The organism is Nonomuraea sp. NPDC049141, from assembly GCF_040648415.1.
Lineage (GTDB): Bacteria > Actinomycetota > Actinomycetes > Streptosporangiales > Streptosporangiaceae > Nonomuraea.
Genome location: NZ_JBEZDR010000025.1, coordinates 185,138 through 211,661, shown reverse-complemented (window position 1 = coordinate 211,661; position 26,524 = coordinate 185,138). Strand labels below are relative to the sequence as shown.

General features: G+C 65.7%; 27 protein-coding genes. 10 read left to right on the top strand and 17 right to left on the bottom strand.

All coding sequences use genetic code 11. The annotated features are described in order from the left end of the window. Window positions 1-1,501: 1,501 nt before the first annotated feature. The 6 genes from AB0B91_RS51400 to AB0B91_RS51375 form a co-directional block, all read right to left on the bottom strand. Complete coding sequence (locus AB0B91_RS51400) at window positions 1,502-1,951, bottom strand: DNA adenine methylase (protein ID WP_358337797.1); 450 nt, start codon at window positions 1,949-1,951, stop codon at window positions 1,502-1,504. 48 nt (window positions 1,952-1,999) lie between these two features. After that, window positions 2,000-2,227 (bottom strand): UTRA domain-containing protein, encoded by a 228-nt coding sequence (locus tag AB0B91_RS51395; protein ID WP_358337825.1) that lies wholly within the window; start codon window positions 2,225-2,227, stop codon window positions 2,000-2,002. A 184-nt stretch (window positions 2,228-2,411) separates the two neighbouring features. Beyond that, window positions 2,412-3,677 (bottom strand): DNA integrity scanning protein DisA nucleotide-binding domain protein, encoded by a 1,266-nt coding sequence (locus tag AB0B91_RS51390; RefSeq protein WP_358337821.1) that lies wholly within the window; start codon window positions 3,675-3,677, stop codon window positions 2,412-2,414. A gap of 6 nt (window positions 3,678-3,683) precedes the next feature. Then, window positions 3,684-4,319, bottom strand: a complete 636-nt coding sequence (locus tag AB0B91_RS51385) for a hypothetical protein (protein WP_358337794.1) — start codon at window positions 4,317-4,319, stop codon at window positions 3,684-3,686. A gap of 910 nt (window positions 4,320-5,229) precedes the next feature. Beyond that, window positions 5,230-5,757, bottom strand: a complete 528-nt coding sequence (locus AB0B91_RS51380) for a hypothetical protein (RefSeq protein ID WP_358337791.1) — start codon at window positions 5,755-5,757, stop codon at window positions 5,230-5,232. A gap of 112 nt (window positions 5,758-5,869) precedes the next feature. Continuing rightward, window positions 5,870-6,232, bottom strand: a complete 363-nt coding sequence (locus tag AB0B91_RS51375) for a helix-turn-helix domain-containing protein (RefSeq protein WP_358337789.1) — start codon at window positions 6,230-6,232, stop codon at window positions 5,870-5,872. A gap of 72 nt (window positions 6,233-6,304) precedes the next feature. On the opposite strand from AB0B91_RS51375, the gene AB0B91_RS51370 reads away from it, so the two are divergent. Then, window positions 6,305-6,985, top strand: a complete 681-nt coding sequence (locus AB0B91_RS51370; protein WP_358337786.1) for an RNA polymerase sigma factor — start codon at window positions 6,305-6,307, stop codon at window positions 6,983-6,985. 388 nt (window positions 6,986-7,373) lie between these two features. Here the strand turns inward: AB0B91_RS51370 and AB0B91_RS51365 are convergent, their stop codons facing one another. Then, a complete protein-coding gene (locus AB0B91_RS51365) occupies window positions 7,374-7,832 on the bottom strand; it encodes a MarR family transcriptional regulator (RefSeq protein WP_358337783.1) in 459 nt (152 codons plus the stop codon). A gap of 93 nt (window positions 7,833-7,925) precedes the next feature. On the opposite strand from AB0B91_RS51365, the gene AB0B91_RS51360 reads away from it, so the two are divergent. The 3 genes from AB0B91_RS51360 (at window position 7,926) to AB0B91_RS51350 (ending at window position 9,284) form a co-directional block, all read left to right on the top strand. After that, window positions 7,926-8,081 carry a hypothetical protein gene (locus AB0B91_RS51360; protein WP_358337780.1) on the top strand — a complete coding sequence of 52 codons (156 nt, stop codon included), beginning with the start codon at window positions 7,926-7,928 and terminating at the stop codon, window positions 8,079-8,081. A 68-nt stretch (window positions 8,082-8,149) separates the two neighbouring features. Further along, on the top strand, window positions 8,150-8,611 hold the full coding sequence (locus tag AB0B91_RS51355; protein ID WP_358337777.1) for an SgcJ/EcaC family oxidoreductase: 462 nt from the start codon (window positions 8,150-8,152) through the stop codon (window positions 8,609-8,611). A 46-nt stretch (window positions 8,612-8,657) separates the two neighbouring features. Continuing rightward, a complete protein-coding gene (locus tag AB0B91_RS51350) occupies window positions 8,658-9,284 on the top strand; it encodes an NAD(P)H-binding protein (protein ID WP_358337774.1) in 627 nt (208 codons plus the stop codon). A gap of 202 nt (window positions 9,285-9,486) precedes the next feature. Here AB0B91_RS51350 and AB0B91_RS51345 read toward each other — a convergent pair whose 3' ends face one another. Further along, the gene (locus tag AB0B91_RS51345) at window positions 9,487-10,152 is read right to left on the bottom strand and encodes a hypothetical protein (RefSeq protein ID WP_358337771.1); all 666 of its coding nucleotides are present in this window, start codon (window positions 10,150-10,152) and stop codon (window positions 9,487-9,489) included. A gap of 182 nt (window positions 10,153-10,334) precedes the next feature. Between AB0B91_RS51345 and AB0B91_RS51340 the strand changes: the two genes are divergently transcribed. Then, window positions 10,335-10,766 carry a hypothetical protein gene (locus tag AB0B91_RS51340; protein WP_358337768.1) on the top strand — a complete coding sequence of 144 codons (432 nt, stop codon included), beginning with the start codon at window positions 10,335-10,337 and terminating at the stop codon, window positions 10,764-10,766. 581 nt (window positions 10,767-11,347) lie between these two features. Here the strand turns inward: AB0B91_RS51340 and AB0B91_RS51335 are convergent. The 4 genes from AB0B91_RS51335 to AB0B91_RS51320 form a co-directional block, all read right to left on the bottom strand. Continuing rightward, a complete protein-coding gene (locus AB0B91_RS51335) occupies window positions 11,348-13,312 on the bottom strand; it encodes a right-handed parallel beta-helix repeat-containing protein (protein WP_358337765.1) in 1,965 nt (654 codons plus the stop codon). A gap of 183 nt (window positions 13,313-13,495) precedes the next feature. Beyond that, entirely contained in the window at window positions 13,496-13,693 is a 198-nt protein-coding gene (locus AB0B91_RS51330) for a hypothetical protein (RefSeq protein ID WP_358337759.1), read from the bottom strand. 75 nt (window positions 13,694-13,768) lie between these two features. Next, window positions 13,769-14,029 (bottom strand): VOC family protein, encoded by a 261-nt coding sequence (locus AB0B91_RS51325; RefSeq protein ID WP_358337818.1) that lies wholly within the window; start codon window positions 14,027-14,029, stop codon window positions 13,769-13,771. 415 nt (window positions 14,030-14,444) lie between these two features. After that, complete coding sequence (locus AB0B91_RS51320; protein WP_358337756.1) at window positions 14,445-15,227, bottom strand: DUF899 domain-containing protein; 783 nt, start codon at window positions 15,225-15,227, stop codon at window positions 14,445-14,447. Window positions 15,228-15,526: 299 nt separating this feature from the next. On the opposite strand from AB0B91_RS51320, the gene AB0B91_RS51315 reads away from it, so the two are divergent. Together AB0B91_RS51315 and AB0B91_RS51310 are read left to right on the top strand one after the other, a co-directional pair. Continuing rightward, window positions 15,527-15,928 (top strand): hypothetical protein, encoded by a 402-nt coding sequence (locus tag AB0B91_RS51315; protein ID WP_358337753.1) that lies wholly within the window; start codon window positions 15,527-15,529, stop codon window positions 15,926-15,928. Between the two features lie 209 nt (window positions 15,929-16,137). After that, window positions 16,138-16,611 carry a hypothetical protein gene (locus tag AB0B91_RS51310; protein WP_358337750.1) on the top strand — a complete coding sequence of 158 codons (474 nt, stop codon included), beginning with the start codon at window positions 16,138-16,140 and terminating at the stop codon, window positions 16,609-16,611. 67 nt (window positions 16,612-16,678) lie between these two features. Here the strand turns inward: AB0B91_RS51310 and AB0B91_RS51305 are convergent, their stop codons facing one another. Together AB0B91_RS51305 and AB0B91_RS51300 are read right to left on the bottom strand one after the other, a co-directional pair. Then, window positions 16,679-17,341, bottom strand: a complete 663-nt coding sequence (locus tag AB0B91_RS51305) for a GDSL-type esterase/lipase family protein (protein WP_358337747.1) — start codon at window positions 17,339-17,341, stop codon at window positions 16,679-16,681. 10 nt (window positions 17,342-17,351) lie between these two features. Next, entirely contained in the window at window positions 17,352-18,941 is a 1,590-nt protein-coding gene (locus AB0B91_RS51300; RefSeq protein WP_358337744.1) for an FAD-dependent monooxygenase, read from the bottom strand. A 162-nt stretch (window positions 18,942-19,103) separates the two neighbouring features. Here AB0B91_RS51300 and AB0B91_RS51295 point away from each other — a divergent pair, with 162 nt between their 5' ends. Further along, window positions 19,104-22,403, top strand: a complete 3,300-nt coding sequence (locus AB0B91_RS51295; protein WP_358337741.1) for a BTAD domain-containing putative transcriptional regulator — start codon at window positions 19,104-19,106, stop codon at window positions 22,401-22,403. Between the two features lie 29 nt (window positions 22,404-22,432). Here AB0B91_RS51295 and AB0B91_RS51290 read toward each other — a convergent pair whose 3' ends face one another. After that, complete coding sequence (locus AB0B91_RS51290) at window positions 22,433-22,591, bottom strand: AIM24 family protein (RefSeq protein ID WP_358337815.1); 159 nt, start codon at window positions 22,589-22,591, stop codon at window positions 22,433-22,435. Window positions 22,592-22,625: 34 nt separating this feature from the next. On the opposite strand from AB0B91_RS51290, the gene AB0B91_RS51285 reads away from it, so the two are divergent. Beyond that, window positions 22,626-23,204, top strand: a complete 579-nt coding sequence (locus tag AB0B91_RS51285; RefSeq protein ID WP_358337738.1) for a nucleotide disphospho-sugar-binding domain-containing protein — start codon at window positions 22,626-22,628, stop codon at window positions 23,202-23,204. A 13-nt stretch (window positions 23,205-23,217) separates the two neighbouring features. On the opposite strand, the gene AB0B91_RS51280 is transcribed toward AB0B91_RS51285, so the two are convergent. Continuing rightward, window positions 23,218-24,300 carry a beta-eliminating lyase-related protein gene (locus tag AB0B91_RS51280; protein WP_358337735.1) on the bottom strand — a complete coding sequence of 361 codons (1,083 nt, stop codon included), beginning with the start codon at window positions 24,298-24,300 and terminating at the stop codon, window positions 23,218-23,220. A gap of 52 nt (window positions 24,301-24,352) precedes the next feature. Further along, window positions 24,353-25,198, bottom strand: coding sequence for an SDR family NAD(P)-dependent oxidoreductase (locus tag AB0B91_RS51275; protein ID WP_358337732.1), 846 nt, complete (start codon window positions 25,196-25,198; stop codon window positions 24,353-24,355). 195 nt (window positions 25,199-25,393) lie between these two features. Between AB0B91_RS51275 and AB0B91_RS51270 the strand changes: the two genes are divergently transcribed. Continuing rightward, entirely contained in the window at window positions 25,394-26,335 is a 942-nt protein-coding gene (locus AB0B91_RS51270; protein ID WP_358337729.1) for an RNA polymerase sigma-70 factor, read from the top strand. Window positions 26,336-26,524: the final 189 nt, after the last annotated feature.

Genomic DNA, 26,524 nt, shown 5'->3' with positions numbered 1-26,524 from the left:
CCGCCATCAAGCACGCGCCCGCTGGTTCCATCACCGAGCCCGCCTGACCACCGCATATATCCAGGTCAACTAACAAATGGCGGCTGCCGTACTAGGCCATCAGGCCTGCCTGCCCCTTGTAGAATAGCTGACAGTGGTGTGCACCGGTGTACAACTTGAGGTGCCTCCATGGCGCTGCCCACCGACACACGACACATCAAAGGCACACGCCAGCTGGCCGTTCGCCAGGGCGCGGTCGGTCTAAGGGGTTCCCCTCACGGGGTTACTGCATGCAATGGTCTATCGATGGACTGTGGCCGCTGCTGCACGTCTCCGGATGAACTCAGCATCGTGAGCTGGTATGGACGGTGGGGGACAAGAGCACCAACGTTTCTCAGTGTGCACGTTGCGAAGGCGCATACTTGGTCTGGGCGAATATACAGCATGTCGACACGGCAATGTATTTTACTCAGCTTAAGCGCCGTATAGGCATCCCCTTTACCTTTAGTCCATTAAGGCATTTTTGTTCGATTTATGCCATCTCATGCTTGATTGAGCCCCCTTGGGGCATTTAGTATTGCATCATGGTCGTATAAATGCCGCGCCATCTTGGAGGGATCATGCCAGAAGGGCATACATATGATCTCGAGTTTGAGGGCATGACCAAGATTTATGCGAGCTGTTCTTGTGGCTGGACTAAAAGGGTATCGCCACCTCGGGATGATCCTCGGGAACTATGGAGGAATCATCTAAGGAAGGTTAATGCGGTAGTTAATCACGACGATTTCGTTTACTTCAACAACCAGCGGGGTGAAATAATGGTCCGCTGTTGCGACTGTGGCTGGGAAACATTTCCAACGAAAGACTCTCAAGTAGTCTCCCGACAACTCGAGAGGCATCAACAGTTCAGCAGGGAGCAATAATCAGGAGGTGTGATTCCAATGCCTTGGTCGCAAGATTTCAACTATGAGATCTTCCGTGGGGGTCAAGAGGGTCTGCTGAAGTCAGAGGAGGATTGTCCGTACCCAAAAATACGACTTCCCGAGAGTGGGCCAATAGAGCGGACGATCAAGGACGCCTTTAGTAGGTATCCCCCTCACGGGATTAACGACACGGCAAGTCTTCCCTCCTGCTTCGCTTTTAATTTTGAACTGATCGCAAGTGATGATTTGTTTGTAAACAAGGAGGTATGTGGTTACCATTTGGCAAGAGCCGTAAGCGGCCTGCTGTTGGAACTTCAGACCGGTTTCGCCTCTGAGACCTATGATGAATTCTCCCCAGCTCTTCATGCCATCGTGGAAGAGTGGACATACCGGCAACCAGAGGTTGCGGAGCTTGCGCATTCATGTCTGCGAGAGCTCCTTTCGGCCGCTGGAAGCGGCGGAGCGCGCGAATTCTTTAGTGTCTCGAGGCATATACAGGATCAGCTATTTCCAGCGCCGCCGCGCCGCGGATTGTTTGGAAAGCGCAGGTAGCGAGCACTGGGAGATTGGTGCATAGGCAGCAGGAGCCCTTGTCTAGACTAGGACGGTAGTCGCAATGTGTCCGCGAAGACCATAATATCCTTGGCCTTCACGACACGATGAGCAGAATAGCTAAGCGTAATAATCTCATGGCGCCGGTCTTCATACAGAGACTTCACCTGAGTGACGTTGTCGTATGTAAGCAGCCAATTGGATCCCTTAAAGCTATTAAGAGATTTAGCCAAGGCTGCATGATCCGCTTCGGTAAAGGAGTTCATGTAGAGCGTTCCCGCCTTCTCAAAATATGGCGGGTCGGCATAGATAAACACATCAGAGGCTTGGGCATATTGGTCAATTGCGGCAAATCCGTCGCGGTTTGAGACGGTGGTTCTGTTGCGATATAAATCGATAAGTCTGATGCGCTCAATTAGCGTAGATCTATTAAATCTTGCGTCAATCTTGTAATTGCCAGACTGATCCATTCCTCCAATAGGCCCTCCATTGAGCACGCCAGATCTGTTAGTTTCTGTTAAGGTAGAAGGTCGCGAAGCCAAGCTTCAAGTAATCGTCTCTGTCGGCCTCATTGTAGATGGCATGCACGCCTTGATCTCTTCGTCGAAGCGGTCCAGACGGTAACCCATCTCCTCCAGTCGGGCATAGATGCCCCCCGGTCCGGTGTCGGGTTCGGCGATCCGCGGTCCTGTAGCGATAACAGCAGGCAGGTATGAGACGGCCGTCTCTACAGGGTGGCCGTTGATCAGATAGCGACGGGAGCGTACGAGAATCTTGTCCTATGTGGTCAGGTCTAGTCGCTTCGCCACGTCGGGCGAAGCGTCCACTTCGCTGATTCGAATGGAATCGACCGAAGGCTTGCCCCCAAACTCCTCCGTCTCCACGATGAAAGCTGCCTTCCCTGTTGTCGAATCCAGTACCTGAGAAAAAACTTAAGGGCTGAGTGTCCATAAGCTACTAGCTTGCCATGGATGGCAGGGCATTCCTGCTAGAAATAATTTGAGGACTCTCGCCTCCCCGCCAGATGAAGCAGAGATGCGGTGGATCGGTTCTTGACGGGAACAAATTGTCCCAGGCGCGCCTTTTCTCTACATACTCGGAATGAGTCATATCAAGAAGGTATCCCTCGTCTGAATCTAACCCGGTGCCACGACAGAAAAAGCAATCCGGGTCGGGCGCATAAGAATTATCCTCTTGCCAGGATCCGATCTTCTCGCAGCATATACATCTGACCATCTCTATCACATAGTAGGAGGCATGAGCTGGAGAGATAACAACTTCGCCAGCACGAAACACGGTTACTGGACCGTCCTGGGACACCACGAAAACGAGTGCATTTTGCTCCTCGTTAGAAAACCTGATTGCGGAGTTGTGTCTCATTCCGCCTGTTGTAGATACAGATCTACTCGAAATCCCCGACACTAGCCCGACGCGAGCGCTTTGTAGAATTCCATTGCTGTCAATCAACATAGCTAGGTCAAATTGTTCAAGTAGGTTAGCAATTCCTGGATGGTTGCCGTAGTCGCATATAGGCAGTGGAGGCAAGTTGATGGCCTGGGACCTGTCTACATTGCGGACCTCGTCAACTGTGTATTGACGGAAATCTGCCTCAAATTCGGCGCGGTCCCAGACAATCGTTGCTCCTATTTTGGCTGCGCTCAAGGTATGCATGCAAAAATCTAGGATCGCTTCCGCGATTGCGAATTGCGAGGTGTCTTCGAGTCCATCAACGGCGTGCATCAGTATTCCTGAGTAGTCATGGCTATATGGCCTAGTGTGCCAGGCCGCACCACTCCAGGTAGAAATGCCGTCTCTGTGATAAATCTTCACCTCCGTTGGGTTGGTGGTGCGCTGTACAACCACAGCATGGAAGTTGCTAACTATTTCTGCCAGATTTTTCTCGGTTGCGGAGTGTTCTAGAAGGTAGCTGCCCAGTCCGTCTTTTCCAGCGAACATTGTGTTTCCATCAGCTAGAAGACGTATCACATCGAGGCTCGACTGTTGAATATCTCTTGTCTCAAATGGTCCAAACTCGAAGGTGGAAAACAATGGAAGAAAGTCGTTGTCCGGGATAATCATTGCGCCATATTGGGGCTGCTTGAGTTCGTGGATCGGTATATATCTCGCATAGACGACCTCTTCGAGCACGATCGATGGGAGCTCTAGTCCAATCTCGTCGATGAGCTCGTCTCTGATTCTGGCGATCCGCTTAGGGGTAATCACAGACAACTAACTTGAGCTCCCTTCGCGTGGAGAATTACCTCCGTGGAGAATAACCTTCATAGCCCTGATAGTCCCGTACGTCCCTCGATGTCGATTGTTTTCATACTGTCCACTGAGTGTAGTACGGTCCGCAGAAAGCTGGATCTCTGCTATGCCAGAGTGTGGACTCATGCTCAATGCTGCGAACGCGCGTGGCTCATTTGAGTATGTGTAGCGCAATCCTTTAGAGCGGCCTGCGGATGAACATGCCATTGCCATATTTGAATAGGAGTTTGATGTCTCCGTTCTGACCTCGACAAGAATGCGACTGGAGGTCTGCTTGATGCTCAACTCTATTGGCAGTGCTGCATTGCGGGCATAGTTGCTATGTAGCATCCCACTCCATTCGCCTGAGTAATCGTCAATCCCTGATACGGTTCTTCCGAACAGTGTCCATCGCCAGACGAACTGATCATAGATACGCCATATCGCGGCATAGCAACCAAAGATAGCCGGCGCGTCGAGCCACCATGGAGGAGTGAAGCCAACCCTCTCGTAAAGTACGCCCAGGCCATATGCTCCTCCTATCGCGATCAAAACGCACGCAGCAATAATGATGCGATGACGTCCAATGGTGTCAGTAGAATATTCGTGCACAGGCATCCTAGTAGATGATTGATATGGTGCGACGGCGGTGATTCAAGGATGCGTAACTATGGACCGGGGAATTTGGACTGGCTTTATAGTCATATCTGGCATACATCGCACAGCGTTACAGCGCAAGCGTGCGTCGGTGACATGAGCCATACAGGTGGCCAGGCTGCAAGGTACGTGTCGTCTCTTACCTAGTGCGGGAGCGGGATCGAACTTGGCGAGGTACAGAAGCAGGCTCCGGCGTGGAGGGCCAAGGTCGGTCGATGGGTAAGAGGTGCGGCGCGGAGGGGCGCCATACGGCGGCGAATGCGGTCTGTCTGGATGTCCTGTCACCCAGGGGAATTTGGTCTCGTTGGGAAGCCTCAGCCGGGCTCCTGTGGGTGGGTGTGTCGAATGCGTGCGAAGCTAGTCGCCTGTGAAGGTAAAAGCACAGGTCAAGGCCGACTTTACGGATGCCCTGTAAAACCGTCGGCTCAGCCTACGCAAGTTCGAACCTTGCACCTGCCACCAGCAGAACACCAGCTCAGAGGCCCCTTGAGGGCCTCTTTGCATTTCAGGGGTAGGCCGCGTTGAGCCGCTGTTTGTAGCTGGTCCCGGAATATAACCGGAATGGATCATGGGGTGTCCCAGGTCGGACCCCTTGATCCGGAACGGTCACGGAACGATCAGAGCCCGGCAACGCCGAAAGGCCCGGAGGGCGATCCGGAGCCCGTTGGCATCGCCTGGACCGTCATCATTTTCGTGCGTTATGCCACGATGAGCTCACCCCCGCCGGCTTCTCCGAGGGCGAGAGAAGCGTGGCGCGCTTTCGCACCCACCTGCACCGGATCACCACCCGAATGCTCGGCCTGGCACCCGCGAGCCCGCGGAGACAGCTCCCTGACTCCCCGCTGGTCGGCGCGCCAGACCGAGCAGAGGGTCAGCCGCTGGCCCGCTCCACCCAGGTGCTGCCGGAGAAGGCCGTGGTCATCTGGAGCGGCGTGATGAACTCCGGGCTACCGCTCACGCGGGCGATGAAGTGCGTCCGGTACTTCTCGTTGCGCAGCCGGACCAGGCCGACGCCGCCCGAGTGGAGCGTCCACCGCTGGGCGTTGAGTGTGTTGCAGGTGGCGACCTTGACCCCGAGCGCCTGGCCGGGCTGGATGTTGTCATTGACAGCCAGGCAGAGCGGACCGGCCACGCTGCCCTCGCTGGCCCGCAGGACGAACCTGCGCTGGGCGAGGCCGTCGATCGCGGTGCCCACGATCTCCTCACGCCACTGGCCCAGGGTGGCGTTGTTGTCGGTGGCCAGGCCCACAGATGCGCCGTTGGTCACGCTCGTGGCCGACATCACCAGGTCGAAGGCGCTGCTGTCGTTCTCGAACTCGATGTACGTGGCGGCGTTCGCGGGTGCGGCGGTCAAGAGGGCCCCGCCGACGGCGAGGGCACCGATGAGTGTCTTGATCATGACTGTGGTTTCCGTTCGTGATGTGGAGTCGTTGACACGCCGCAGTACGCGCTTGGCCCCCCGCTCCGCTTCACTACCGGTAATTCGACACACTCACCGCCCACTCCGCCCGTCAGCTGGCATGGGCCTGCGCAAACTGTTCGCGGACCCGTTCGAGAATCTCTCCGTTCTGCTCCAGCCAGGTGACGAGTCCGAGAACCGCGGTGCCCAGACTCCGTCCGAGATCGGTCATCTCATACTCGACCTGCGGCGGGACCGTGGCGTAGACGGTCCGCGAGATGAGCCCCTGCTCTGCCAGGCGGCGCAGCGTGAGCGTCAACATCCGTTGCGAAACGCCGGGAATCGCCCGCTGGAGCTGGCTGAACCGGCGCACGCCGCCCGACAGCTCGTAGAGGACATAGATCGACCATCGGTCGCCGAGCCGCTCCAGCAGTTCCCGGACCTCGTCACATACTCCCGTGTGCCCTACTGACATGAGAGTGCCTCCTTACGCCCGGCCGCCGTCGGCCCGCATCCTGGGTGGCGAACGTATATCGGGGGAGATCTCATGACTTCGTATTTTGACCGTTCGCTCAGCGAACGCTTCCAGGCAGGCAGCGAGCGGGCACTCGCGGAGGTGTACCGCCTTCACTCGCGCCCCATGTCGGCGCTGGCGTACCGGCTGCTGGGCGATCACGAGCTGGCGGCCGAGGCCGTACAGCTCGCGTTCGTGCGCGCCTGGCGCGCCGCCCACCGATTCGATCCGGTACGGGAGCTGCGCCCGTGGCTGTATTCGATCACCCGGAAGGCCGCGATCGACGTCTGGCGCAGGGAGCGGCCGCATCTGTCCGCCGCTCCCCTGATGGACGACGACATCCCGGCCGAGGAGCCGGCGCCTGACGCGGTCCCCTGTGTGCGGATCGCCCTTGACCGGCTTCCCTTCGAGGAACGCGACGTCCTGCGCCTGGCCTACTTCGACGACCTCACCCAAAGAGAGATCGCCGAGCGTCTCAACATCCCGGTCGGCACGGTCGGCACGCGCACCTCTCGCGCCAAACGCCGCCTGGCGACGCTGCTGAGTGCCGGGCCGGGGTTCGTTCCTCATCCAGTCCCACAGGGCAGCGGGGTTGGTGTCAGAGGAGAAGCTGGGCAGGGCTGGAGGTGCAAGATCCGGAATATACCCGGAAGGCAGCTCGCAGGGGAGGAGTTGAACGCGGCACCTTCGCAGCTCAAAGGGGCTGCCAGGTGATGAGCAGCGACGCCCTGTAAAACCGTCGGCTCAGCCTACGCAAGTGCGAACCTTGCACCTGCCACCAGCAGAACACCAGCTCAGAGGCCCCTTAAGGGCCTCTTTGCATTTCAGGAGTAGGCAGCCGTAGGCCGCTCTGAGCCGCCGTTTGTAGCTGGTCGGAATATACGCGGAATGGATCACGGGGTGTTTCCCCAGGTCGGACACCTTGATCCGGAATAGTCACGGAACGATCCGAGCCCGGCAACGCCGAAGGGCCGGAGGGTGATCCGGAGCTCATTGGTCGCTCGTCGTGAGATGTCAGGCGGCAAGCGCGTCCTCGATCCGCTGGTTCACGATCCCCTCCTGCCCGTCGATGCTGGTTCGCGGTCAGCTTGAAAAGGCTCAGTCATAGAGTGCTGCTTCGCAGTTCTTCGGCGGCCTGCTGGTAGGCGTCGGCGGCCCGGCTGAAGTAGTCGAAGAGGACGTCGAGCTGTTCAGGCGAGTATCCCCGGAGAATCTCGGCGACCTTCTGCCGGGCCGGGGCCATGATCTCGTCCAGCCCGGCAGGTTTGCCGATGGGCTCGACGATCACTTTGCGGCGGTCATCCGGTGCGGGTTCCCGGCGTACGTAGCCGGCCTGCTCCAACCGGTCGATGAGCCGGGTGGTGGGCCCGGTCGTCAGGCCGGTGCGGGTGCCCAATTCCCCGGGGGTCATCGGCCCCGCCAGCTCCAGGATGTTCAACGCGTACAGATCGGTCGCTCCCAGGTCGCACGCCCTCGCGCTGGCGTGGCCGTGCAGCAGCACCGCGCTCAGGTAACGGCGATAGACCCGGCTCGCGTTCGAGGGCACCTGGGGTGTTGACACGAGATCCTCCTCAGCCTAATCTCTTCTTCAGAGAAGAGAAATCTTCAAAGAAGTAACTTCTTCTAAGAAGCTATCATAGAGAAGGGGATCGGCATGAGCGCCGTCACGTCCGTCCAGCCCAAGGTCGATACCACCGACCTCACTGTTCCACCGCGCCGTCGGCGGCGGATCAAGCGCACGCTGGGCGTCACGGCCCTGACGCCCGGGCTGGCCGCAGGCGGCGCAACCAAGCCCGAGGCCGAGAAGTGACCTTGACGCGCACCCGCCCGCACATCCCATCCGCCCAGAACCGAACCATCCAGAAGGGAACCACCTCAATGAACGCCACCAGCACCGATGCACAGGCCGACCTCACCGCCATCCGCGCCCTGCTGCAGCAGTCCAGCGACGCCTGGGACCGCAGCGACGGCACCGCCTACGGCGCGTGCTTCACCGCCGACGCCACCGACGTCACGTTCGTTGGAACCGTCTACCACGGCGCCGAGGAGATCGGCCGCGCCCACCAGGCGCTGTTCGACAGCTTCCTTAAGGGCACCCGGCTGACCATGGAGATCCTCGACATCCGCCGATACGGCGCCGACACCGCCGTCGTCGTCACCCGCGGCGAGGTCTCCAAGGGCAAGCCGAAGAAGCTCGGCAAGCTCGCCACCTACATCCTCGTCCGCGAGGTCGACGGACGCTGGCGGATCGCCGCGGTCCAGAAGACCAAGCGACGCTCGCTGATGGAGGCCATCTCCTTCCGCGCCCAACCTGCCACCAAGCCCGCCGCCACCCAGTGACACCCTGCCATTGCGACCGCACAGAACCCCTGGAGAACGCTTCACCATGGCCTCCATCGCCGTCATCGGCGCCACCGGACGCACCGGGCAGATCATCGTGGCAAACGCCCTGTCCGCTGGGCACCACGTCACCGCCATCGCGCGCAGACCCGAGAACCTCGGTCCGGCTCGGCCTCACCTGACGTTCCTCCGCGCTGACGTCCTCACCTCCGGTTGGCTCCAGGGGGCACTGGACGACCACGACGTGGTGATCTCCGCGCTCGGCGCGACCGGGCGCGGGCCCACCACCGTCTACTCGGCCGGCACCACTGAGATGATTTCCGCCCTCGAGCCCGGACGGCGACTCATCGTGATCTCGTCGGCCGGCCTCGGCATCCCCGCCGACGCCGGTCCCGGCACACGTCTGGCCGCGCGCCTGCTGCACCGCGTCATGCGGCACACCTACGCCGACATGGCCCGCATGGAGGAACTCCTCACGACCAGCGACCTGAACTACACCTCGGTGCGCCCGACCCGGCTGACCGACCAGCCCGCCACCGGCCGCCCCCGCATCTCCATCGGCGCCACCGCCAAAGTCGGCCCCACCACCGCCCGAGCCGACCTCGCCGCCTTCATCCTCGCCGCGATCGACGACCCCCGCACCCACCGCACCGCGGTCGCCATCTCATCCTGAGGCTCCCAGAGGTTCCGATGGTCTGAGACCTCCGAATCGCCATCCAGCGCCAGAACGCCAGAGCGTTCCAGATTCTCCGCAGTTCGCTCCTCGCATCCAATGAAGGCCTCGACCCGGGGGCAGGCACTCCGGACTGTGGCTGTTCTCGTCTACGATCAAGCCCGATTGGGGAGGCTCGCCGAGCCCCAGATGATTCCTCGTCTCATCGGAGGGCAAGGCCCTCCAGGACGGCTCGCAGCCTTGATTCCTTGCGCAGACTGACCGCCTCGGCCGGTCGCAGGGCGGCGAAGTACATGCAGGCGAACAGGGCCATGAGGTGCTGCCCACGTCCCCGCGCGCCTCGCCCGCGCTTGCCGCCATAAGTGGCCGCCACTAGCAGTTCGCGAGCCCGGCGAGGGTTGACGACCACGCGGGGGGCTACCGTCTCGGTCGTCTTGGGAGGCGACCACTTGACGCGGTGTAGCGGATTGGAGGGCAACTCCTCCAACTCCACGGCGTACTCCAGCACGTTGTGGAGGACGGCCCGCTTCCGCTTGACGGTGTTGGCGCCCGCTTTCGTCCCGTCCAGGCACAACGCCAGGGCATCGAGCGCCGGGCGTATGACCTTGGTCTCGCTGAGGTCCTGGATGTCGAGGGATGCCGACTCCAGCCATCGAATGGCTTCGGCCATGTCCGGGGGAGCGGTCGGCCGTTTGCCCTCCGGCAGCAAGGCGTACTTGCGCAGGGCTCGACGGAGGGTGTTGGCGTCGGGGCCACCGGGCGTCTCCTTGGTCAGAGCCGGGAGGACCGTGGAGAGGGCGTCGGACATGCTGTCACGGCTCTTGGACGCCGCGTGCGGCTCCGCAGTGGTGATGGCGTTGATTGTCATCTCGTTGGGGACGCCGCTGGTGGCCAGGTACGCCGCAGTTTCTCCAACTCTTCGCCCTCCAGGTCCCGCCAGCCTGGTGGCGAACAGGCTGCTTGACGGGCAGACAATCTCGATTTTACAGAGTATTGGGATGGCCGATACGGTTGATTCGGTCAAGATCTTTGCTCTTATGAGGTTGAAGCATGTACCGCAAGAAGCTCACATCCGTTCTGCTCAGCTCCGCCGCCACGACGGCCATGCTGCTGACTCCGGCAACCGCAGCTTCCGCACAGGCAGGCACCGCACGGACGAGCACGGAGACCGCCGGGACGAAGGCCACCACCGTGTCGGCTCGAGCCGGGGTCGAGCGCGACAGCATCCGTTGCTCCAAGCCCAGAGGCAAGTGGGCCAACTACTCGTGGGGTGAGGGCAACACGAGCGCGACCATCTACTTCAACAACCACTGCAGCCACAAGGTCAGCGCCAAGATCATGTTCGTGAGGAAGGGCTCGGTCGGCGACAAGGCCGCCAAGTACCGTTGCATGACGGTCAACGCCCACACCAAGGGCAAGAAGAAGTTCTACGCCGCTGTCTACAAGCCGTATTCCGTCACCCGCGTCGCGCGCTGCAGCTGAGCCGGCCGGCCGTGCCCAGTGGGGGCTTGATCCGGAGTCGCCACGGCCAATGCGCGGCCAAGCTGAGGGCTCCCCGGAGATGATCTAGGCTGGGCGCCTCGATCTACGACCAAGTGGCGGCCCTCGTGCTCCCGTTACCGGCGATTCCCCCGCGCTGGGGGTTGTCCTTGTTGACCCTGGCGGCGCTGGCGGCTCCCGCCTCGCGTACCGCCTGGTGGGGCTTCCCCGAAGAGCCGGTCTACTACTGGACGGGCTCTGCCTGCCCTTTGAGTGGTGAGCCGCGGTCCTTACGGATGTCGGCTGGCTGGTAGAGATCAGCTGGGCAACCGTGTCCGCGGAGATCAACGGTTGGCCCACCGCGGTGATGGCGCTCGGTCTGAGTGCGACTATCGCCTTTCGGCGAAGGCGGGGCGCCATCGCTGGGTGGATGACTGCGGCGTTCATCTGTGGGATTGCGCGGACAAGCCGCAGGGCTCCGGAGTTCATGCGGAGTCCTGCGGCTTGTCCGGGCGAGATCGTCTCAGGAAGGCGGGCGGAGCCGCCGGCACCGGGCTCGCGTTCTTCAGGTCTTTTGCTTGAAGCTACCCGGTACGGATTGCCAGATCATCGATCTGGAACGCCGGCCCGGCGGTGCTCGCGTTCCAGACAAAGGTCCAGTCGACGCGGGTCGTGCCCGCGGGCGCGGTGAACGTGCCGGCCGCTTCGGTCCAGGCGGTCTTCTGGGCCAGGGAGATGGCGTCGGTACGCAGCACCGTGCCGGACTCGTCGCGCCACCGCACATTCCACGTGACGGCAGGCATGGTCGCCACGGCCTCCCGGTACCACAGCGACACGCGGTAGCTCGTACCGGCGACCACACCGCTGTATCCGGGGAAGTTGTCAAGCTGCACCGCGCTGCCAGACGCCTGGCTGCTGGTCATCTGCAGCGAGCCTGTGCCACCATGCGCGCCGCCGGTCTGGTGCGCCAGACTGGCCCCGTACCACGGGGTATAGGGCGAGGTCGTCGAAGACTCGAAGTCCTGCTCGGTGATCGACGGCGGGACGGGCGTGCCGCCGTCGAACGTGCTGCCGGCGTCCTGGCCGTACTGGGGGCCGACCCACTGCCCGGGCGCGATGCGAGTGCCCATGTCGGTGACCCTGAACTGCCACGGTCCTGTGTAGGTGTTGTCGTGCCAGGAGTTGTTCGACTCGTGGACGATCGACTGCTGGATCACGGCGCCCTTGTACGGGGACCAGGCTGGGTAGGTGCCCCAGTTGGACAGCAGGGCCATGTGTCCGCAGTACTGCGTCGGGCAGCCGCCGTTGACGGCACTGGGGTCGAAGGCGAACGTGTTGTGGTGGATGTCGACGTTCTTCGTCCACCAGCGGCAGTTGGTGTAGAGCGGCTCGCTGGCGATGGCAGGATCCGAGCACTGCGAGGTGTTGGTCGGCCCGACGATCAGCGTGCAGTCGCTGGTCGTCGAGGCTGGGCTGTTGCAGAACCGGTCGGCGTTCGCCCACGCGGTGATCCCGCCCCAGTTGTTCTCCAACCGGTTGCCGGTGATCTCGATCTTGCTGGTCCGCGCTTTCACGCGGGGCTCACCATCCGCCTCGGACAGGTAGATCGCCGCTTCGGGGAACGGGTCGCCCTTCGTTGCCCGCTCTGAACCGGAGGCCCAGGCGTTGCCGCGGATGGTGTTGTTCCGGATCACGGCGTTGTAGCTGATCTCGTAGAAGATCGCGAGCGAGTCGTTGCTCTCAATGAGGTTGTTCTCGATGAGGAAGTCGTTGTTGTTGGTGTCCGCCCAGACCCCCGGCCCGTGGTTGCCGTGGACCCAGTTGCCGGTCACGTCGGCACCGTTCACCGCCCAGAACTTCATCCCGCCGGTACATCCGCACCCAGGGATCTGGTGCTCCCAGTCCTCGGTGTTGTTGCCGGTGAACTCGTTGTCCGCCACAACCAGGCCGGTGATGGTGTTGCCGGCTTTGTACGCGTTCAGTCCGTACTGCCCGTTGTCCTTCAAGCAGTTGCCACGGATCTTGTTCGTGGCCCCGGCCATCAGCCCCGCACCGGAGTTGTCACGGATCGTGTTGTGCTCCACGACCCAGCCGTCGCCGGAGTCGTGGTTGACCACACCCTGATCGTGCGGTGCGACGAACCCGGTGATGGTCAGGTACTGGATCGTGACGCCGGTCGCCCCCTGAGTGAACGCGAACAGGTTCCGCCGCTGCCCGTCCAGTACCGCGCCGGGCGCGCCGATGAACGTCGCGCCGGTGCCGGGCATGATCTGGGAGTACTGGTCGGTGCCCAGCGTGTGCGTGCCGGTCTCGAAGTAGTACGTGGTGTTCGCCTTGCGTAAGTCCACGCCGCTGTTGTCGCCCGCAGGGACCACGACCGCGCCGGCGGGCGGTGTGGTCGGGCCGTTCAGTGTCGAGCTGCCGCAGACCGCTGCCGTTGCCGTCGTCGAATTGGTTGCCGAATCGACCGCGTCGCCACTCGCCGGCGTCGCGCCGCTCATGACAATCGTGGCGAGGGCCACCAACGCCACCGGCCAGGTTCTTCGCATGCCTGTTCTCCTCCCGATTTTTGGCCAGCCTTAACTGCATTTGACTGCTGGCCGTCGCCACTGTAACCAGCTCGCGTCGGCCCTTAAGATCAAACGCTGAAAGAGGACTGCGGGTGGATGCCGGCGTCCGGCTGATCAGGGACAGCGACAGACATCACCGTCCCTGAGATGTCCCCTCGTCCTTCAGCGTGGGCGAGGCAGGCTCCGTACCTGTCGCAGGCCAGGCCTGCGTAACCGGCCGTCGAGGAGGCCCACCGCGGCGAGGGTGACCACGACGACCGCCAGCGCAGGCCACGGGTCGATATCGAGCCTGCGCAGGACCACAACCGTCGTCAGTGCCGCGATCACGACCACCCACGTGATGCGAGGCGTGTCGACCACCTCGTGGCCAGCACGTCATCGCCGCTGCCTGACGTGGCCACGAGACGGCCGGTTTCCCCAGACCACCAAAGAGCGCTAGAGGTCGCCGAAATCAGGAAGGGTGATCGAACCGTCCTCGGCGAGGGGGAACCCGGGATTGTGCGCGATCTCCCAGGCGTGGCCATCCGGATCGACGAAGGCACCGGAGTAGAACCCAATCGCGTTGATGGTCGCGGGCTTGGTGATGGTTCCACCAGCCCGCTCCACTGCCGCGAGCAGAGCATCGACCTCCGCATCGGACCGGACGTTGTGTGCCAGGGCGATCCCGCCGAAACCGACCGCCGGCCCAGGCTCCAGGCCGCAGTCCTTCGCGAGTTTGTCGCGACCCCACAGGATCAGTCCTAGGCCGCCGGCCTGGAAGAAGACGGTCTCCTCGACTTCTTGCCCCCGCCAGCCCAGGCCTCGTAAAAGCCCTTGGCGCGAGCGAGATCGGAGACCCCCAGCGTGATCAGAGTGATTCGCTGTTCCACGCGATCACGCTACTCCCCCCGATGATGCCAACCACGCCCTTCTGACCTGGTGGCAGGCATGACGTCGGGAAATGGGGACGGCCATCGCGTGAGCCTTCGAGTGCGCAGTTCAAGATCGAAGGAGAACAGGGCGATGGCCGTGGACAACAGTGTGACGCCCGCGCAGCGGCCGGCGAGGCAGATCGAGACCGATGATCCGGACATGTTGCGATCTATTGTCAAGATCATGACCGACGTGCCTGTCAGTGGTGGTGGTCGTGCCGGCCGAGGGTCTCCACGGGGGTCGCGCCGGGGCGGGTCCACTGCGGCACGGGGCGGCTGGTCGGGCCCCAGGTGGCGTTCCCGTCCGCGTCCGAGCGCCAGTACCAGCACGGGTGGCGCCCCTCGGGCCAGCCCTCGGGCTTGTCCTCCCACGCTTCGCCACGGCCGTAGGGCGTCATGTCGAGCAGGCTGAAGGACCCGGCGACCGCCTCGTTGCCACGGCCCGTCGTGGAGTAGGTGAGGAACACGCGGTCGCCGTCGCGCAGGAAGCAGGTGAGGTAACCCATGCTGCCGCCGACCGGAGCATCCACGTCGCGCACCGAGTACCAGGGCTGGGTGTAGCCCATGAACTCGACGTAGGAGACCACCTCGTCCCACGGGCCCGTGGTCAGGATGGCGAACGAGACACCGCGGGCGTTGAGGTAGACGGCGTCCTTCAGGTGCCAGGCCACGGTGGTGCAGCCCTCGCACTGCCCCTGGTGCGGCGCGCCGTCGTGCCACATGTGCTTGTAGACCACGAGCTCGTCGCGGCCCTGGAACAGGTCCAGGAACGGGACCGGGCCGTCAGGTCCGACGACCTCGACCGTCCCGTCGAGCTCCACCATCGGCAGCCGGCGGCGGGCCGCGGCGATGGCGTCGCCCTCGCGGGTGTGGGCCTTCTCGCGGACCAGGAGCTCGTCGCGGGCGGCCTGCCAGGTGGCCAGGTCGACGATGGGCGGGCGGCCGGGCAGCGCGGTGGTCGGGTCATTCGGCGTGGTCGTCATGGTGTCCTCCGTGGTGTTCTCGTGCCGGACAGCGTCGTGCGACGCCCTTCGACGGTCAGCTGAACAGACCCGCGACCCGGCCGAAACTCATCGCGCGTGCCACCGAGCCCCTCGCGGGGCGCCCTCGACCCAGCTGACCAGCCCGTTGACCGTGCGGTGTCGTGTCAGTGGCCGTGTCAGGGCAGCGACGGTCCGGTATCAGAGCGGTCGGCGATGGTTGACCCATGAACGGTTCAGCGATCGCGGCCAACAGGACGCGGTCCACCAGCCGTCCATCCAATCTGAAGGAGCACACCATCATGTCCGTCACCCTTTCCGACCAGGACAAGCTCACCCTGCGGATCGCCGCATGGGGCGCCGTCTCGCTGATGTCGGCCGCCGGTGCCGCCGGCTCGGCTCACAAGGTCGCCACCCACGGCTCCATCGCCCTGACCTCCGCGACCGGCCTGGTCGGGCACGTGCTCACCAAGGCGCCCAAGGGCGTGAAGTACGGCAAATCCGTGGCCGAACTCGCCGACCAGGTGCTCCCGGCCCTGACCGCCGCCATGCGCCTGCTGAACCAGCAGGATCCGGCAGAAGCCGACAACTTCCGCGGCACCGTCACCGTCGCCATCGAAGCAGCCCGCACTCACCAGGGCGAGCCCAGCCCCACCATGGCCGAGATGGCCCGCAAGATCACCGAAGCCCTCGACGCCGCTTGATGACATGCCGACCTGCTCGTCACCGGGGTCCGCTCCGGACCCCGTTGACACGGCGGCGTGCCGGGTCAGGGATGAACACGATCCTGCCGAAGGGCACATTCCGCCGTCCCCGCCAGAGATGATCTAGGCTGGGCGCCTCCATCTACGACCACGTGGCGGCCCTCTTGCTTCCGTTACCGGTGGTTCCCCCGCGCTGGGGGGTGCCTTTGTTGACCCTGGCGGCGCTGGCGGCTCCCGCCTTGCGTACCGTCTGGCGATACTTCCCCGAAGGACCGGCCTACTCGACGCGGAGCTTCCTCCGCTTCTCATGTGCCGACTACCCCTTCGCGAATGTCGGCTGGCTGATAGATATCAACGGGCAGACCATATCGGCGGAGATGAACGGCTGGCCCACCGCGGTGATGGCGTTTGGCCTGAGCGCGACTCTCGCCCTTCGGGGAAGGTGGGGGACAATCGCCGGGTGGCTGACGGCGGCGTTGTTCGTGATGATCGCCGGGGTATTCACGATTCCGTTCGCCATCCAGGTCGTCATGGATGGGTGTATGGACACCCTCCGTTTCGGGGGTTGGAAAATCGTGGAGTCCGGGCCGATCCTGCACTATTTGGCGGGTGCGGTGCTGGTCATGTTTTTGACGCTGGTTCGGCGTGAGGAGACGGGCACGCCCGGGGGAACGTTGCCGTAGTCCTCTGCGCCGGCATGGCCTGGATCGCCTCACGATCGTCGGTGTCACGGACGATCGCGAGGCACGGTCACGCGACCAGGCGCAGCCAGGCCGCCGCGAGTGCGGCGTGACCGGCCGGCGTCGGGTGCGCGCCGTCCGCGGCCCAGTACTCCGGCCCGGTCGTCGCGGCGAGTTCGGCGAACATGCCGTCGGCGGCGAGCAGGTGCGCGCCGTACTTGCGGGCGAGCTCGCGCACGACCTGGATCTTCGGGTCCAGGTCGGCGCGCCATTCCTTTCGCTCCTTCTCGCCGACGTACACGTCGCCGACCTCGACGCTTCCGCTGATCGGCAGGAGGAACGTCTCGATGAGGATGAGTTCGGCGCCGGCCTCGGCGAGGGGCGCGAGCAGGCGGTCGTAACCCGCCGCGTACTCCTCCGCGGAGATCACGTAGCCGTCCGGGTCGTACGTGTGCCAGGCCACGTCGTTGCCGCCGACGAGGATCGACACCACGTCCGGGCGCGCGTCGAGCACGTCCGCCTGCCATCGGGCTTCGAGGTCCATCACCTTGTCGCCGGCCATGGCGGTGTTCAGCCAGGTCACGGGCCTGTCCGGGTGCCGGAGTCCCCACTCTCCCGCGACGCGCAGCGGGTAGCCGAACCCGAGACGGTCTTCGCTCTCAAGTCGTTGGCAGTCGGTGACCGAATCGCCGGTGAACATTACGGTGCTTCCCGGTCGGAGGGTGATTGTCATGTGTACGCTCCTAGAACTCGGTTGAGGAGATTGTCGGATTACCGAACCAATGGCCGGCGGCCCGCTCAAAAGCTTCACGATCAGGCTCGCGATCACCTGCCCAGACGACTACGCCGTCAGGTCGGACAAGCACGGCACCTGATCCGAGGTCGTTTCTCGCCGGCCCGGCCGCATACCGCACCCGGCTCTCCCAGCCCATCGCTGAACCGTGGAGGCATCGGTCGATGCTGAAATCGAGCGCGACGCCTCGTCCGTCCTGCATCAGGTCGCCGAGGCGAGTGCCGTCCTCGAAACGGAAATCCGGGGCGTTACGGCCGACCAGCGGCTGCTCGCTGCCGAGGTCGTAGCGGATCGACGATCCCGACATCTTGTCGAACAGGTAGGTCGTTCCGTCACGGGTCCCGATCAGGTCGCGAATCACTCCTTGGATCGCCTGGGCATGCGGGTCCGGCTTCATGGCCGCCACCTGGGCGCGCGTCCAGTCGAGCACCCAGGAACCGATCGGATGGCGCTCGCGGGTGTAGGTGTCGAGAAGCCCGTCCGGCGCGTACCCGTGCACGGTCGCCGCGAGCTTCCATCCCAGGTTCATGGCGTCGCCGATGCCGGTGTTGAGTCCCTGCCCTCCGAGGGGAGAGTGGATGTGAGCGGCGTCGCCCGCGAGCAGGACGCGCCGCTGCCGGTAGGTCGTCGTCTGCATCGCCCGATCGGTATAGCTGGAGGCGAGATGGATCTCGCTCAGCGTCACGTCGGTGCCGGCTACACGGCGCAGAACCGCCTGGAGATGTTCGCGAGTCGGCTGTTGCGAGCGATCGAACGCGCCGCCGTCGAACTCCATCATGCCGATGTGCCCTTTCAGGGGCGTCTGGAGGTACATGCCGGTCGGCGTCGGATTGAACCCGGGGCGCAGCTTCTCGGGATCGGCGATGGTGGCGTGCACGGCGTAGCCGGTGAACTGCGGCTCGGTGCCGACGAAGTCGAAGCCCGCGAGCCCACGCACCGCGCTGCGTCCGCCGTCGCAGCCGACGAGCCAGCGCCCCGCGTACTCGTGCTCGCCGGCTCGCGCGACCACGCTCTCATCGTTCTGCGCGATGGCTGAGATCGTGACGCCGCGCCTGATCTCCACGCCGAGTATGGATGCCCGCTCGGACAGTACGGTCTCGATCGCTTCGAGGTTCGTCATCACGCCCTCCATCGCCGGGCTGGGCAGCCGGAACGGCAGAGCGGCGACGTCGACCTTGGCCGGATCGAGCATCATGCCGGCGAAGTGGCCCACGCCACGAGGGGATGGTGACGGCTCGTCCGCGTCGGGATAGTCGTTGACGCCCGACGTCTTCAAGAGCGGGTGCAGCATCCCCCGGCGGTAGAACGCCTCGACCGACGCGGCGGACAGGCCCCGCATCCCGAGCGGGTCCGCCTTCCACGGGGAGCGGGGCTCCGGATCCCGCTCAAGCACCAGGACAGAGCAGCCCGCGAGACCAAGCTCGCAGGCAAGGAACAGACCAACCGGGCCGGCGCCCACGATCACTACGTCGTGCATGAGAACTCCCTTTCCGAGGCTTTCGAGGCTTTCGAAGCTCGTCGTCCTGTTCTCTTCAGGCACCCCAAGACTGAAGCGGGCCGCTCACACGGGGCGCACACGGCGCTCACAGGGGCGCACACGGCGCTGACACCCCGCGTCACCGCTGCGTTCGAGCAAGCACCCGGCAGGCTTCCCATGGCGGATGATTTGGGGACCCGAGGGTGCGTACGCGAGGATCGGGAGATGGACGGGGGTGCGCGGCTTCGCGTCACGCTGCTCGGCGCCTTTCAGGCGTCTCGCTGTGACGTCGCCCTGTCCGTTCCGGGTGCGCGGTTGCAGGGTCTGGTCGTACGGCTCGCGCTCGCCGGCGGGCGCGCGGTCGAGCAGGGCGTCCTGTTCGACGCGATCTGGGCCGAGGACCCGCCGGCCGACCCCGCCCACGCTCTGCAGGCCCTTGTCTCGCGGCTGCGCCGGGCACTCGGCTCGGCCGGCGACGTCGCGCAGGTCGCGGGTGGCTACCGGCTGGACGTCGACGCGGCCGACGTGGACGCGCTGCGGTTCGAGCAGCTCGCCGCCGCCGGGCGTGACCGCCTGCGCGCCGGCGACCCGAATGGCGCGGCGGCTGTGCTCGGCGAGGCCGTGGCGCTGTGGGGCGACCGTCCCGGCGCCGAGCCCACGGTCGTCGCCGCGGTAGCGCCCGCCGCCGCGACCCGGCTGGCCCAAACCTCGATCGAGGCCGTCGCTGACCTCGCCGATGCCGAGCTCTCCCTGGGCCGCGCCGACGCGGCCGCCGCCCGCCTGGCCGCCCTGCTCGCCGAGCAGCCGGTCTACGAGCGGGCGGCCGCGCTGCTCATGGACGCGCTCGCCGCCCAGGGTCGCCAGGCCGAGGCCCTGGCCCTGTACGAGCGGGTCCGCGAAACCCTGGCCGACGTCCTCGGCACTGACCCAGGCACCGCCCTACGCGAGCGCCACCTGCACCTGCTCCGCGCCGAGCGGCCCGCCGCCGCCACCGCCGTCGCCGCCACCGCCGTCGCCACCGCCGCCGTCGCCGCCGCCGCGAAGACCAGGCCGAGTAACCTGCCCGCGCCGCTGACCAGCTTCATCGGGCGCGACGACGACCTCGCCCGGATCGACACGCTGCTCGCCGCCGGTCGCCTGGTCACCGTGCTCGGCCCGGGCGGCGCCGGCAAGACGCGCCTCGCCGTCGAGGCCGCCCGCCGCCACCGCGACGGCTACCGTGACGGCGCCTGGATGATCGACCTCGCCTCGGTCACCGAGCCGGCCAAGGTCGGCGCGGCCGTGCTCGCCGGGATCGGGCTGCGCGGTGGCGCGATGTTCGAGGCCCGGATGCGGGTCGAGGGCGACGAGCTGGACGTACTCGCCGACCAGCTCGGCGGCCGGGAGAGCCTGTTGCTGGTCGACAACTGCGAGCACCTGATCGACGCCGTGGCCCACCTGGTCGCGGCACTGCTGTCCCGCTGCCCCGGGCTGCGCGTGCTCGCCACCAGCCGCGAACCCCTCGCGGTCGACGGCGAGGCGCTGGTGCCGCTCGGCCCGCTCGCGCTGCCCGGGCCGGACGACGGCGTCGAGCAGGTCCGGCGGGCGGCGTCGGTACGCCTGTTCACCGAACGAGCGGCGGCCGTGCGCCCGGGGTTCGACGTGGACGAGACGACGCTGCCCGAGGTCCGGCGGGTGGTCCGCGGCCTGGACGGGATGCCGCTGGCGCTGGAGCTGGCCGCGGCCCGGCTGCGGACGCTGTCGCTGCCCGAGCTGGCCGACGGGCTGTCCGACCGGTTCCGGCTGCTCACCACCGGCAGCCGTACCGCGCTGCCCCGGCACCGCACGTTGCGCGCGGTCATCGCCTGGAGCTGGGAGCTGCTGAGCGAGCACGAGCGTACGGTCGCCGAACGCGTCTCGATCCTGTCCGGCGGCGTCACGCCGGCCTCGGCCACCGCGGTCTGCGCCGACACCGCGGTGTCGGCTGCCGAGATTCCCGAGCTGCTCGCGGGCCTGGTCGATCGGTCGCTGCTGCAGCTCGCGCCCGACCCGGGCCGCTACCGCATGCTGGAGACGCTGCGCGAGTACGGCATCGACCGCCTGGCCGAGACGAGCGACCTCGACACCGTCCGCGACCTGGCCGCCGGCTACTTCGCCGAGCTGATGGCCCGATGCGACCCGCAGTTGTGCGGACCCGGCCAGCTGGCGGCCATGCGAGTCATCAGCGCCGAGTACGACAACACGCTGGCCGCCCTGCGCCGGCGGTGCGACACCGGCGACGCCCCCGGTGCGATCGCTCTCGCCCTGAACCTGACCTGGTACTGGCAGATGCTCGGCCGGCACGCCGACGCGGCCTACTGGCTGGGTGAGGCACTGGCGGTGCCCGGCGGTGCGCCGACGCCCGACCGCGACTGCGCCCACGCGATCTACCTGATCAACCGGGTCGGCACCCGGCCGGGGATGACCACCGAGGAGGCCGCGTACGACCAGGCGCAGCTGCGCGAGCTGGCCGACCGGCTGCTCGCCTGTCCCGAGCTGCCGGGCCCGTACGGCGCGCTCACCGCGCTCCCGCTCGCGTTCGGACAGGAGGTGAAGACCACGCTCGTGATCACCGAGCGCTTGGTCGACGGCGACGACGTGTGGCTGTCCGGGCTGGCCCGCATGTTCCGGGCCCAGTTCGCCGAGAACGCGGGCCAGCTGGACAAGATGCGCACCGACGTGGAAGCGGCCCTGGCCTGCTTCCGGCAGGTCGGCGACCGCTGGGGCCAGGCCACCGTGCTGCCGATGCGCGCCCAGCAGCGGCAGTACGACGGCGACCTCGACGGAGCGCTGGCCGACCTGCGCGAGGCCCGGTCGCTGGCCGGGGAGTTCGGCTCACTCAGCCTCAGCGACGAGGTGTTCAGCGACCTGCGCTGGATCGACCTGCACCTGCGGCGCGGCGACACCGACGCGACGATCGCGATGATCGACTCGGCCCGGGAACGGGCGCTGCGTGCGAACTCGCCGGAGATGTCGGCCCTGGTCGACGCGTGGGAGGCCGCCTTCCGGGTGCGGCGCGGCGACCTGGACCGAGCGCGGGAACTGCTCGACGACGCCGACCGGGCTCTGCGCGGTGACACCACATTCCCCGGTCACCACGCGCGGGCGCTGGCCGGCAACGTGCGGGCCTCGCTCTGCCTGGAGCTGGGTGACCTGGCCGGCGCGAAGAAGACGCTGGAGAAGGCGTACGCGGTGGCGCTGGAGACCCGGGACCTGCCGATCCTGTCGCTGGGGGCGGTGACGGCGGCCGCGCTCGCGGCGGCGCACGGGCGGCATCACGAGTCGGCCGTCCTGCTCGGCGCCGCCTCCCGGCTGCGCGGCGCTCACGACCGCACCGATCAGCAGGTACGCGAGCTGACCCGCCGAGGGCGGGCCGCGCTGGGCGAGGAAGCCTTCGCCGCGGCGTACGGGAAGGGTTGGGAGCTGGACGGAAAGACGGCTGTGACCGAAGTCGACCCGGCCCGGCTGCGCCGGGAACTCAGGACGGCTCACCCGGATCCCGAGTGATCCAGCCGGGCGGGCACCTGCTCACGGTGTCAAGCGCGCTCGAAGGGGAGCACTTCCGTCAGGTGGAGGATCAGGGCACCGGGATTCCTGGTCTGTGTCATGATCCGGCCCGGCCCGGTGAACTCGAAGACCAAGCCTTCGCCTGACTTGAGTGACTGGACCGTCTTACCTTCGACCGCCCGGCGCAGATTGCTCTTTGACCGTCTCGTCGTAGGCGACCAGGTGCCCGGAGTCCACCACGACCTGCTGCCCCTCCGCCAGCGTGATCACGTCCATCGCGCCGTAGCTCCGGTCGTGGTGGCCACGCAGGGGACGTTCGCCAACGTGGACCTGGAGGAACTGGTGATTCCCACGGTGCGCGTCCTCGGCGACTCCGATGCCCTTGTCGTCGCGGCCACCGCGCGTCCGGATGGTGCCGAGGAGGTGCGGAACCTCATGGGAACTGTCCCGGACAACGCACGGCTGGCGGACTTCATCCCCTTCGACATGCTGCTGCCCTTCGCCGATGTTCTGGTGACCAACGGTGGCTACGGTGGTGTGCATACCGCCCTACGGCACGGTGTCCCGCTCGTCGTCGGGGGCGCCACCGAGGACAAGCCGTTGATCGCCGCCCGGGTCGAGTGGAGCGGCTCAGGAGTCAACCTGGGCACCGCCCGGCCCGACGACGCCGCACTCCGCAGCGCCGTGGACACCGTCCTGTCGACGCCCTCTTATCGCGCTCGTGCGCAGAAACTTCGGGATGATTTCTCCCGCTTCGACGCCCTGGAGGCGATCTCCAAGCTGGTGGACGCAGGAGTCTGACCTTCGCAAGCGGTCAACCGACCGCGCGCACGCGCTCCAGGAGTTCGTGGAGGAGGGTGACGACCTCGGTGGGGGTGAAGTCCATCGCGTTCTCGCCGACGGTCACCTCGAAGCTGCACCGGGACGGGTCCGGTCCGGATCGCACGCGGCCGTACAACTGGACGCCGTGTTCGGCGAGTATGGCCGCGCCGGCCTGCTCGACGGCCCGCCGGGGCGCCGGCAGGTGGACGTGGAAGATCGGTGTCTGCGGAGGATCGGGGTAGGCGCGGGCGGCGCCGTCGGCGTTGACGGCCGCCGCGATCGCGATGGCGTGGTCGCGGTAGACGGGCATCCGGTCAGCGATCGTGTCGAGGCCGACCAGGGCGGACAGGGCGAGCGGCCACGCGTCGCGGATGCCGCCGCCGAGCCGTTGCCGCCAGGTCCTGGCGGTGGCCACCGTGGCGGTGTCCGCCGCGAGTACGGCGCCGCGTGTGCCCAGCAGGCTCTTGTACAGCGAGACGTACACGGTGTCGAACAGCGCGGCGATCTCCGCCAGGGGGCGGCGGTAGTAGGTCTGAGCCTCCCAGATCCGGGCGCCGTCCAGGTGCGGGACGGCGCCGGTGGCCCGCGCGATCGCGACCTGGTCGCACAGGTCATCCCATTCGGGCAGGAGTCCGCCGAGATCACGCTGCGGCAGCTCCCACACCACCGCGGCGAGCGGTTCGCCGATGGCCGTCAGGTCGTCGGCGGTCATCAGCTCGAACGGGTCGCCGGTCCGGTGGAGCCATAGGCCGTGGACGGCGTTGTAGCCCTGTTCCTCCCATACGTCGAGGTGGGACTGGGGGTGCGCGGCGAAGGCGCGCCGTCCGCTCCGCTCGGCGTGCACCCGCAGCGCCGCCTGCTGGGCCATCGTCCCGCTCGGGAAGAACAGCGCGGCCTCCTTGCCGAGAAGAGCGGCCATGCGCCGTTCGAGCACCGCGACCGGGCCATCGGGGCCATCCGGCGGGGTGTCGTCGTCCACGAGGGCGAGCATGCGCTCCAGCACAGCGCGCGGCCCGCGCCGGATGGGCGCGTGGAGGAACAGGGACCGCCGTACTGGCGGGGTGGGGTCAGTCATGCTCCATATTATTGCGACTAATTAGCAATAGCATTATATATGTGACTACTCTTCATTCTTGGTCGAGCTTGCCGTGAGCCTCCGCTGACAGGTCCTGCCAGTCGGCCCAGGTCTTGAGCCGGTCGGCGTAGACCTGCTGGATCATCGGGTAGAAGCCCTGGCCGAAGAGCACCCGCAGGGGCGGGTCGTCGGAGTCGACGATCTTGAGGAGCGCCTGGGCCGCGGCGGCCGGGTCGCCGGCGGGCTGCTTTCCCGCGATCCCCGCGAGGCGCTGGCGGAGACCGTCGTAGATCGGGTTGGGCGCGGCCACGTGGCCGTTGGCGAGCGGATCGGGGTTCTTGCCGGACCTGGTGGCGAAACCGCCGGGCTCGACCACGGTCACCTTGATGCCGAAGCCGGCGACCTCCTGGGCGAGGGCCTCGTTCAGGCCCTCCAGGGCCCACTTGGAGGCGTGGTACGCGCCGCCGAGCGGCATTGCCAGGAGCCCGGCCGCCGAGGACAGCTGGATGATGTGCCCCGCGCCCTGTTCGCGCAGGTAGGGCAGCGCGGCCTGAATGACCCACACCGCGCCGAACAGGTTGGTCTCCAGCTGGTCGCGCAGGTGCTGCTCGGTCAGCTCCTCGATCGCGCCGACCTGGGCGTAGCCGGCGTTGTTCACGATGACGTCCAGACGGCCGAAGCGCTCCTTGGCCAGCTTGACGCTGTCGAAGACGGCGGCCTTGTCGGTGACGTCCATCTCCAGCGGAAGCAGTGCGTCGCCGTAGGTGGCGACCAGCTCGTCAAGGCTTGCGGTGTTCCGGGCGGTCGCGGCCACCTTGTCGCCGCGCGACAGGGCGGCCTCGACGAAGTTACGGCCCAGGCCGCGTGAGGAACCGGTGATGAACCAGACCTTGCTCATGATGTCTTTCCGTTCTTTCTGCGGTGGCGATCACCGCGCGGATCGCGGTGTCCTGACGAACATGAGGCGCCGCTGCCCCGACCTCTGTGACAGCGCGGCCATGTGACGTGCGCCACCGTCACGGATGTCACACAGCGGTGAGGGTCGCCGTCTTGTGAGGCGAGCACAGTTGACAGCGAACGGCAGGAGCCGGCCATGAACGAGCGCAGCGAGCCAACGACGGGCACAGCCGAGCCGTTCGCCGGCGGTGACCCGATGGACTCCGCCACCGAGGTGTTCGTCGCCCACCGCAACCTGCTCTTCACCGTCGCCTACGAGATGCTCGGATCGGTGGCCGACGCCGAAGACGTCCTCCAGGAAACCTGGTTGCGGTGGATGAAGGTCGACATGGGCCAGGTACGCGACCAGCGCGCGTACCTGGTCCGGATCACGACCCGGCGCTCGCTCGACCGGCTGCGCACCATGAGACGCCGCAAGGAGGCGTATGTCGGCTCCTGGCTGCCCGAGCCCCTGCTCACCACGCCGGACGTGGCCGAGGACGTCGAGCTCGCCGAAAGCGTGTCGATGGCGCTGATGCTCGTGCTGGAGACGCTGTCGCCGACCGAGCGCGCCGTCTTCGTGCTGCGTGAGGCTTTCGGCGTCAGCTACGACGAGATCGCGGCCACCGTCGGCAAGAACCCCGCCGCCGTCCGCCAGATCGCGCACCGCGCCCGCCGGCACGTCGATGCCCGCCGCCCTCGCGAGGTGATCTCCCCGAGCGAGGCCCGGACGGCTCTGGAGTCGTTGCGGCGCGCGCTCGAAACCAGGGACCTGCAGGGCCTCCTTGACGTGCTCGCCCCTGAGGTCGTCCTGGTGGGCGACGGCGGCGGCGTCAAGAAGGCCGCGCCGCGGCCGATCATCGGCGCCAGCAAGGTGTCCCGCTTGATCATCGGTGGCCTCGGCAAGGCTGGAGTCGCGCTCACCGGTGACCCCACGGTGGTCAACGGCAACCCGGCACTCGTCCTACGCCTGGACGGCGAGATCGACGGCGTCATCGCGATCCGGGTCGAGGACACCCGCATCACCGGCCTCTACTACGTCCGCAACCCGGAGAAGCTGACCCGCATCGCATCCGAGATCCCACTCACCCTGCGATGAACGCCGGAGCCGAGCCGGCTAAGCCAAAACCCGTCAGTGCCCTTTCAGGCAGCATTCCATGCCGCTCCGAATTTACGCCACCACTTACGGGCGCAGGCGTCCGTCATCATCCTTGACCCCTGAATCGCAGCGTCCGGCTCCGCGTCGGCGAGCGTCCAACCCCGACGCGCGATGTCCCAGGTGCCTCAG

Bases quoted from the DNA above. Each gene is read 5' to 3' on its own strand.
- AB0B91_RS51270 (WP_358337729.1), top strand. From the start codon at position 25,394: ATGAACGAGCGCAGCGAGCCAACGACGGGCACAGCCGAGCCGTTCGCC.
- AB0B91_RS51275 (WP_358337732.1), bottom strand. From the start codon at position 25,198: ATGAGCAAGGTCTGGTTCATCACCGGTTCCTCACGCGGCCTGGGCCGT.
- AB0B91_RS51375 (WP_358337789.1), bottom strand. From the start codon at position 6,232: ATGTCAGTAGGGCACACGGGAGTATGTGACGAGGTCCGGGAACTGCTG.
- AB0B91_RS51355 (WP_358337777.1), top strand. From the start codon at position 8,150: ATGAACGCCACCAGCACCGATGCACAGGCCGACCTCACCGCCATCCGC.
- AB0B91_RS51295 (WP_358337741.1), top strand. From the start codon at position 19,104: ATGGACGGGGGTGCGCGGCTTCGCGTCACGCTGCTCGGCGCCTTTCAG.
- AB0B91_RS51340 (WP_358337768.1), top strand. From the start codon at position 10,335: ATGTACCGCAAGAAGCTCACATCCGTTCTGCTCAGCTCCGCCGCCACG.
- AB0B91_RS51345 (WP_358337771.1), bottom strand. From the start codon at position 10,152: ATGACAATCAACGCCATCACCACTGCGGAGCCGCACGCGGCGTCCAAG.
- AB0B91_RS51320 (WP_358337756.1), bottom strand. From the start codon at position 15,227: ATGACGACCACGCCGAATGACCCGACCACCGCGCTGCCCGGCCGCCCG.
- AB0B91_RS51385 (WP_358337794.1), bottom strand. From the start codon at position 4,319: ATGCCTGTGCACGAATATTCTACTGACACCATTGGACGTCATCGCATC.
- AB0B91_RS51360 (WP_358337780.1), top strand. From the start codon at position 7,926: ATGAGCGCCGTCACGTCCGTCCAGCCCAAGGTCGATACCACCGACCTC.
- AB0B91_RS51370 (WP_358337786.1), top strand. From the start codon at position 6,305: ATGACTTCGTATTTTGACCGTTCGCTCAGCGAACGCTTCCAGGCAGGC.
- AB0B91_RS51280 (WP_358337735.1), bottom strand. From the start codon at position 24,300: ATGACTGACCCCACCCCGCCAGTACGGCGGTCCCTGTTCCTCCACGCG.
- AB0B91_RS51350 (WP_358337774.1), top strand. From the start codon at position 8,658: ATGGCCTCCATCGCCGTCATCGGCGCCACCGGACGCACCGGGCAGATC.
- AB0B91_RS51380 (WP_358337791.1), bottom strand. From the start codon at position 5,757: ATGATCAAGACACTCATCGGTGCCCTCGCCGTCGGCGGGGCCCTCTTG.
- AB0B91_RS51315 (WP_358337753.1), top strand. From the start codon at position 15,527: ATGTCCGTCACCCTTTCCGACCAGGACAAGCTCACCCTGCGGATCGCC.
- AB0B91_RS51335 (WP_358337765.1), bottom strand. From the start codon at position 13,312: ATGCGAAGAACCTGGCCGGTGGCGTTGGTGGCCCTCGCCACGATTGTC.
- AB0B91_RS51305 (WP_358337747.1), bottom strand. From the start codon at position 17,341: ATGACAATCACCCTCCGACCGGGAAGCACCGTAATGTTCACCGGCGAT.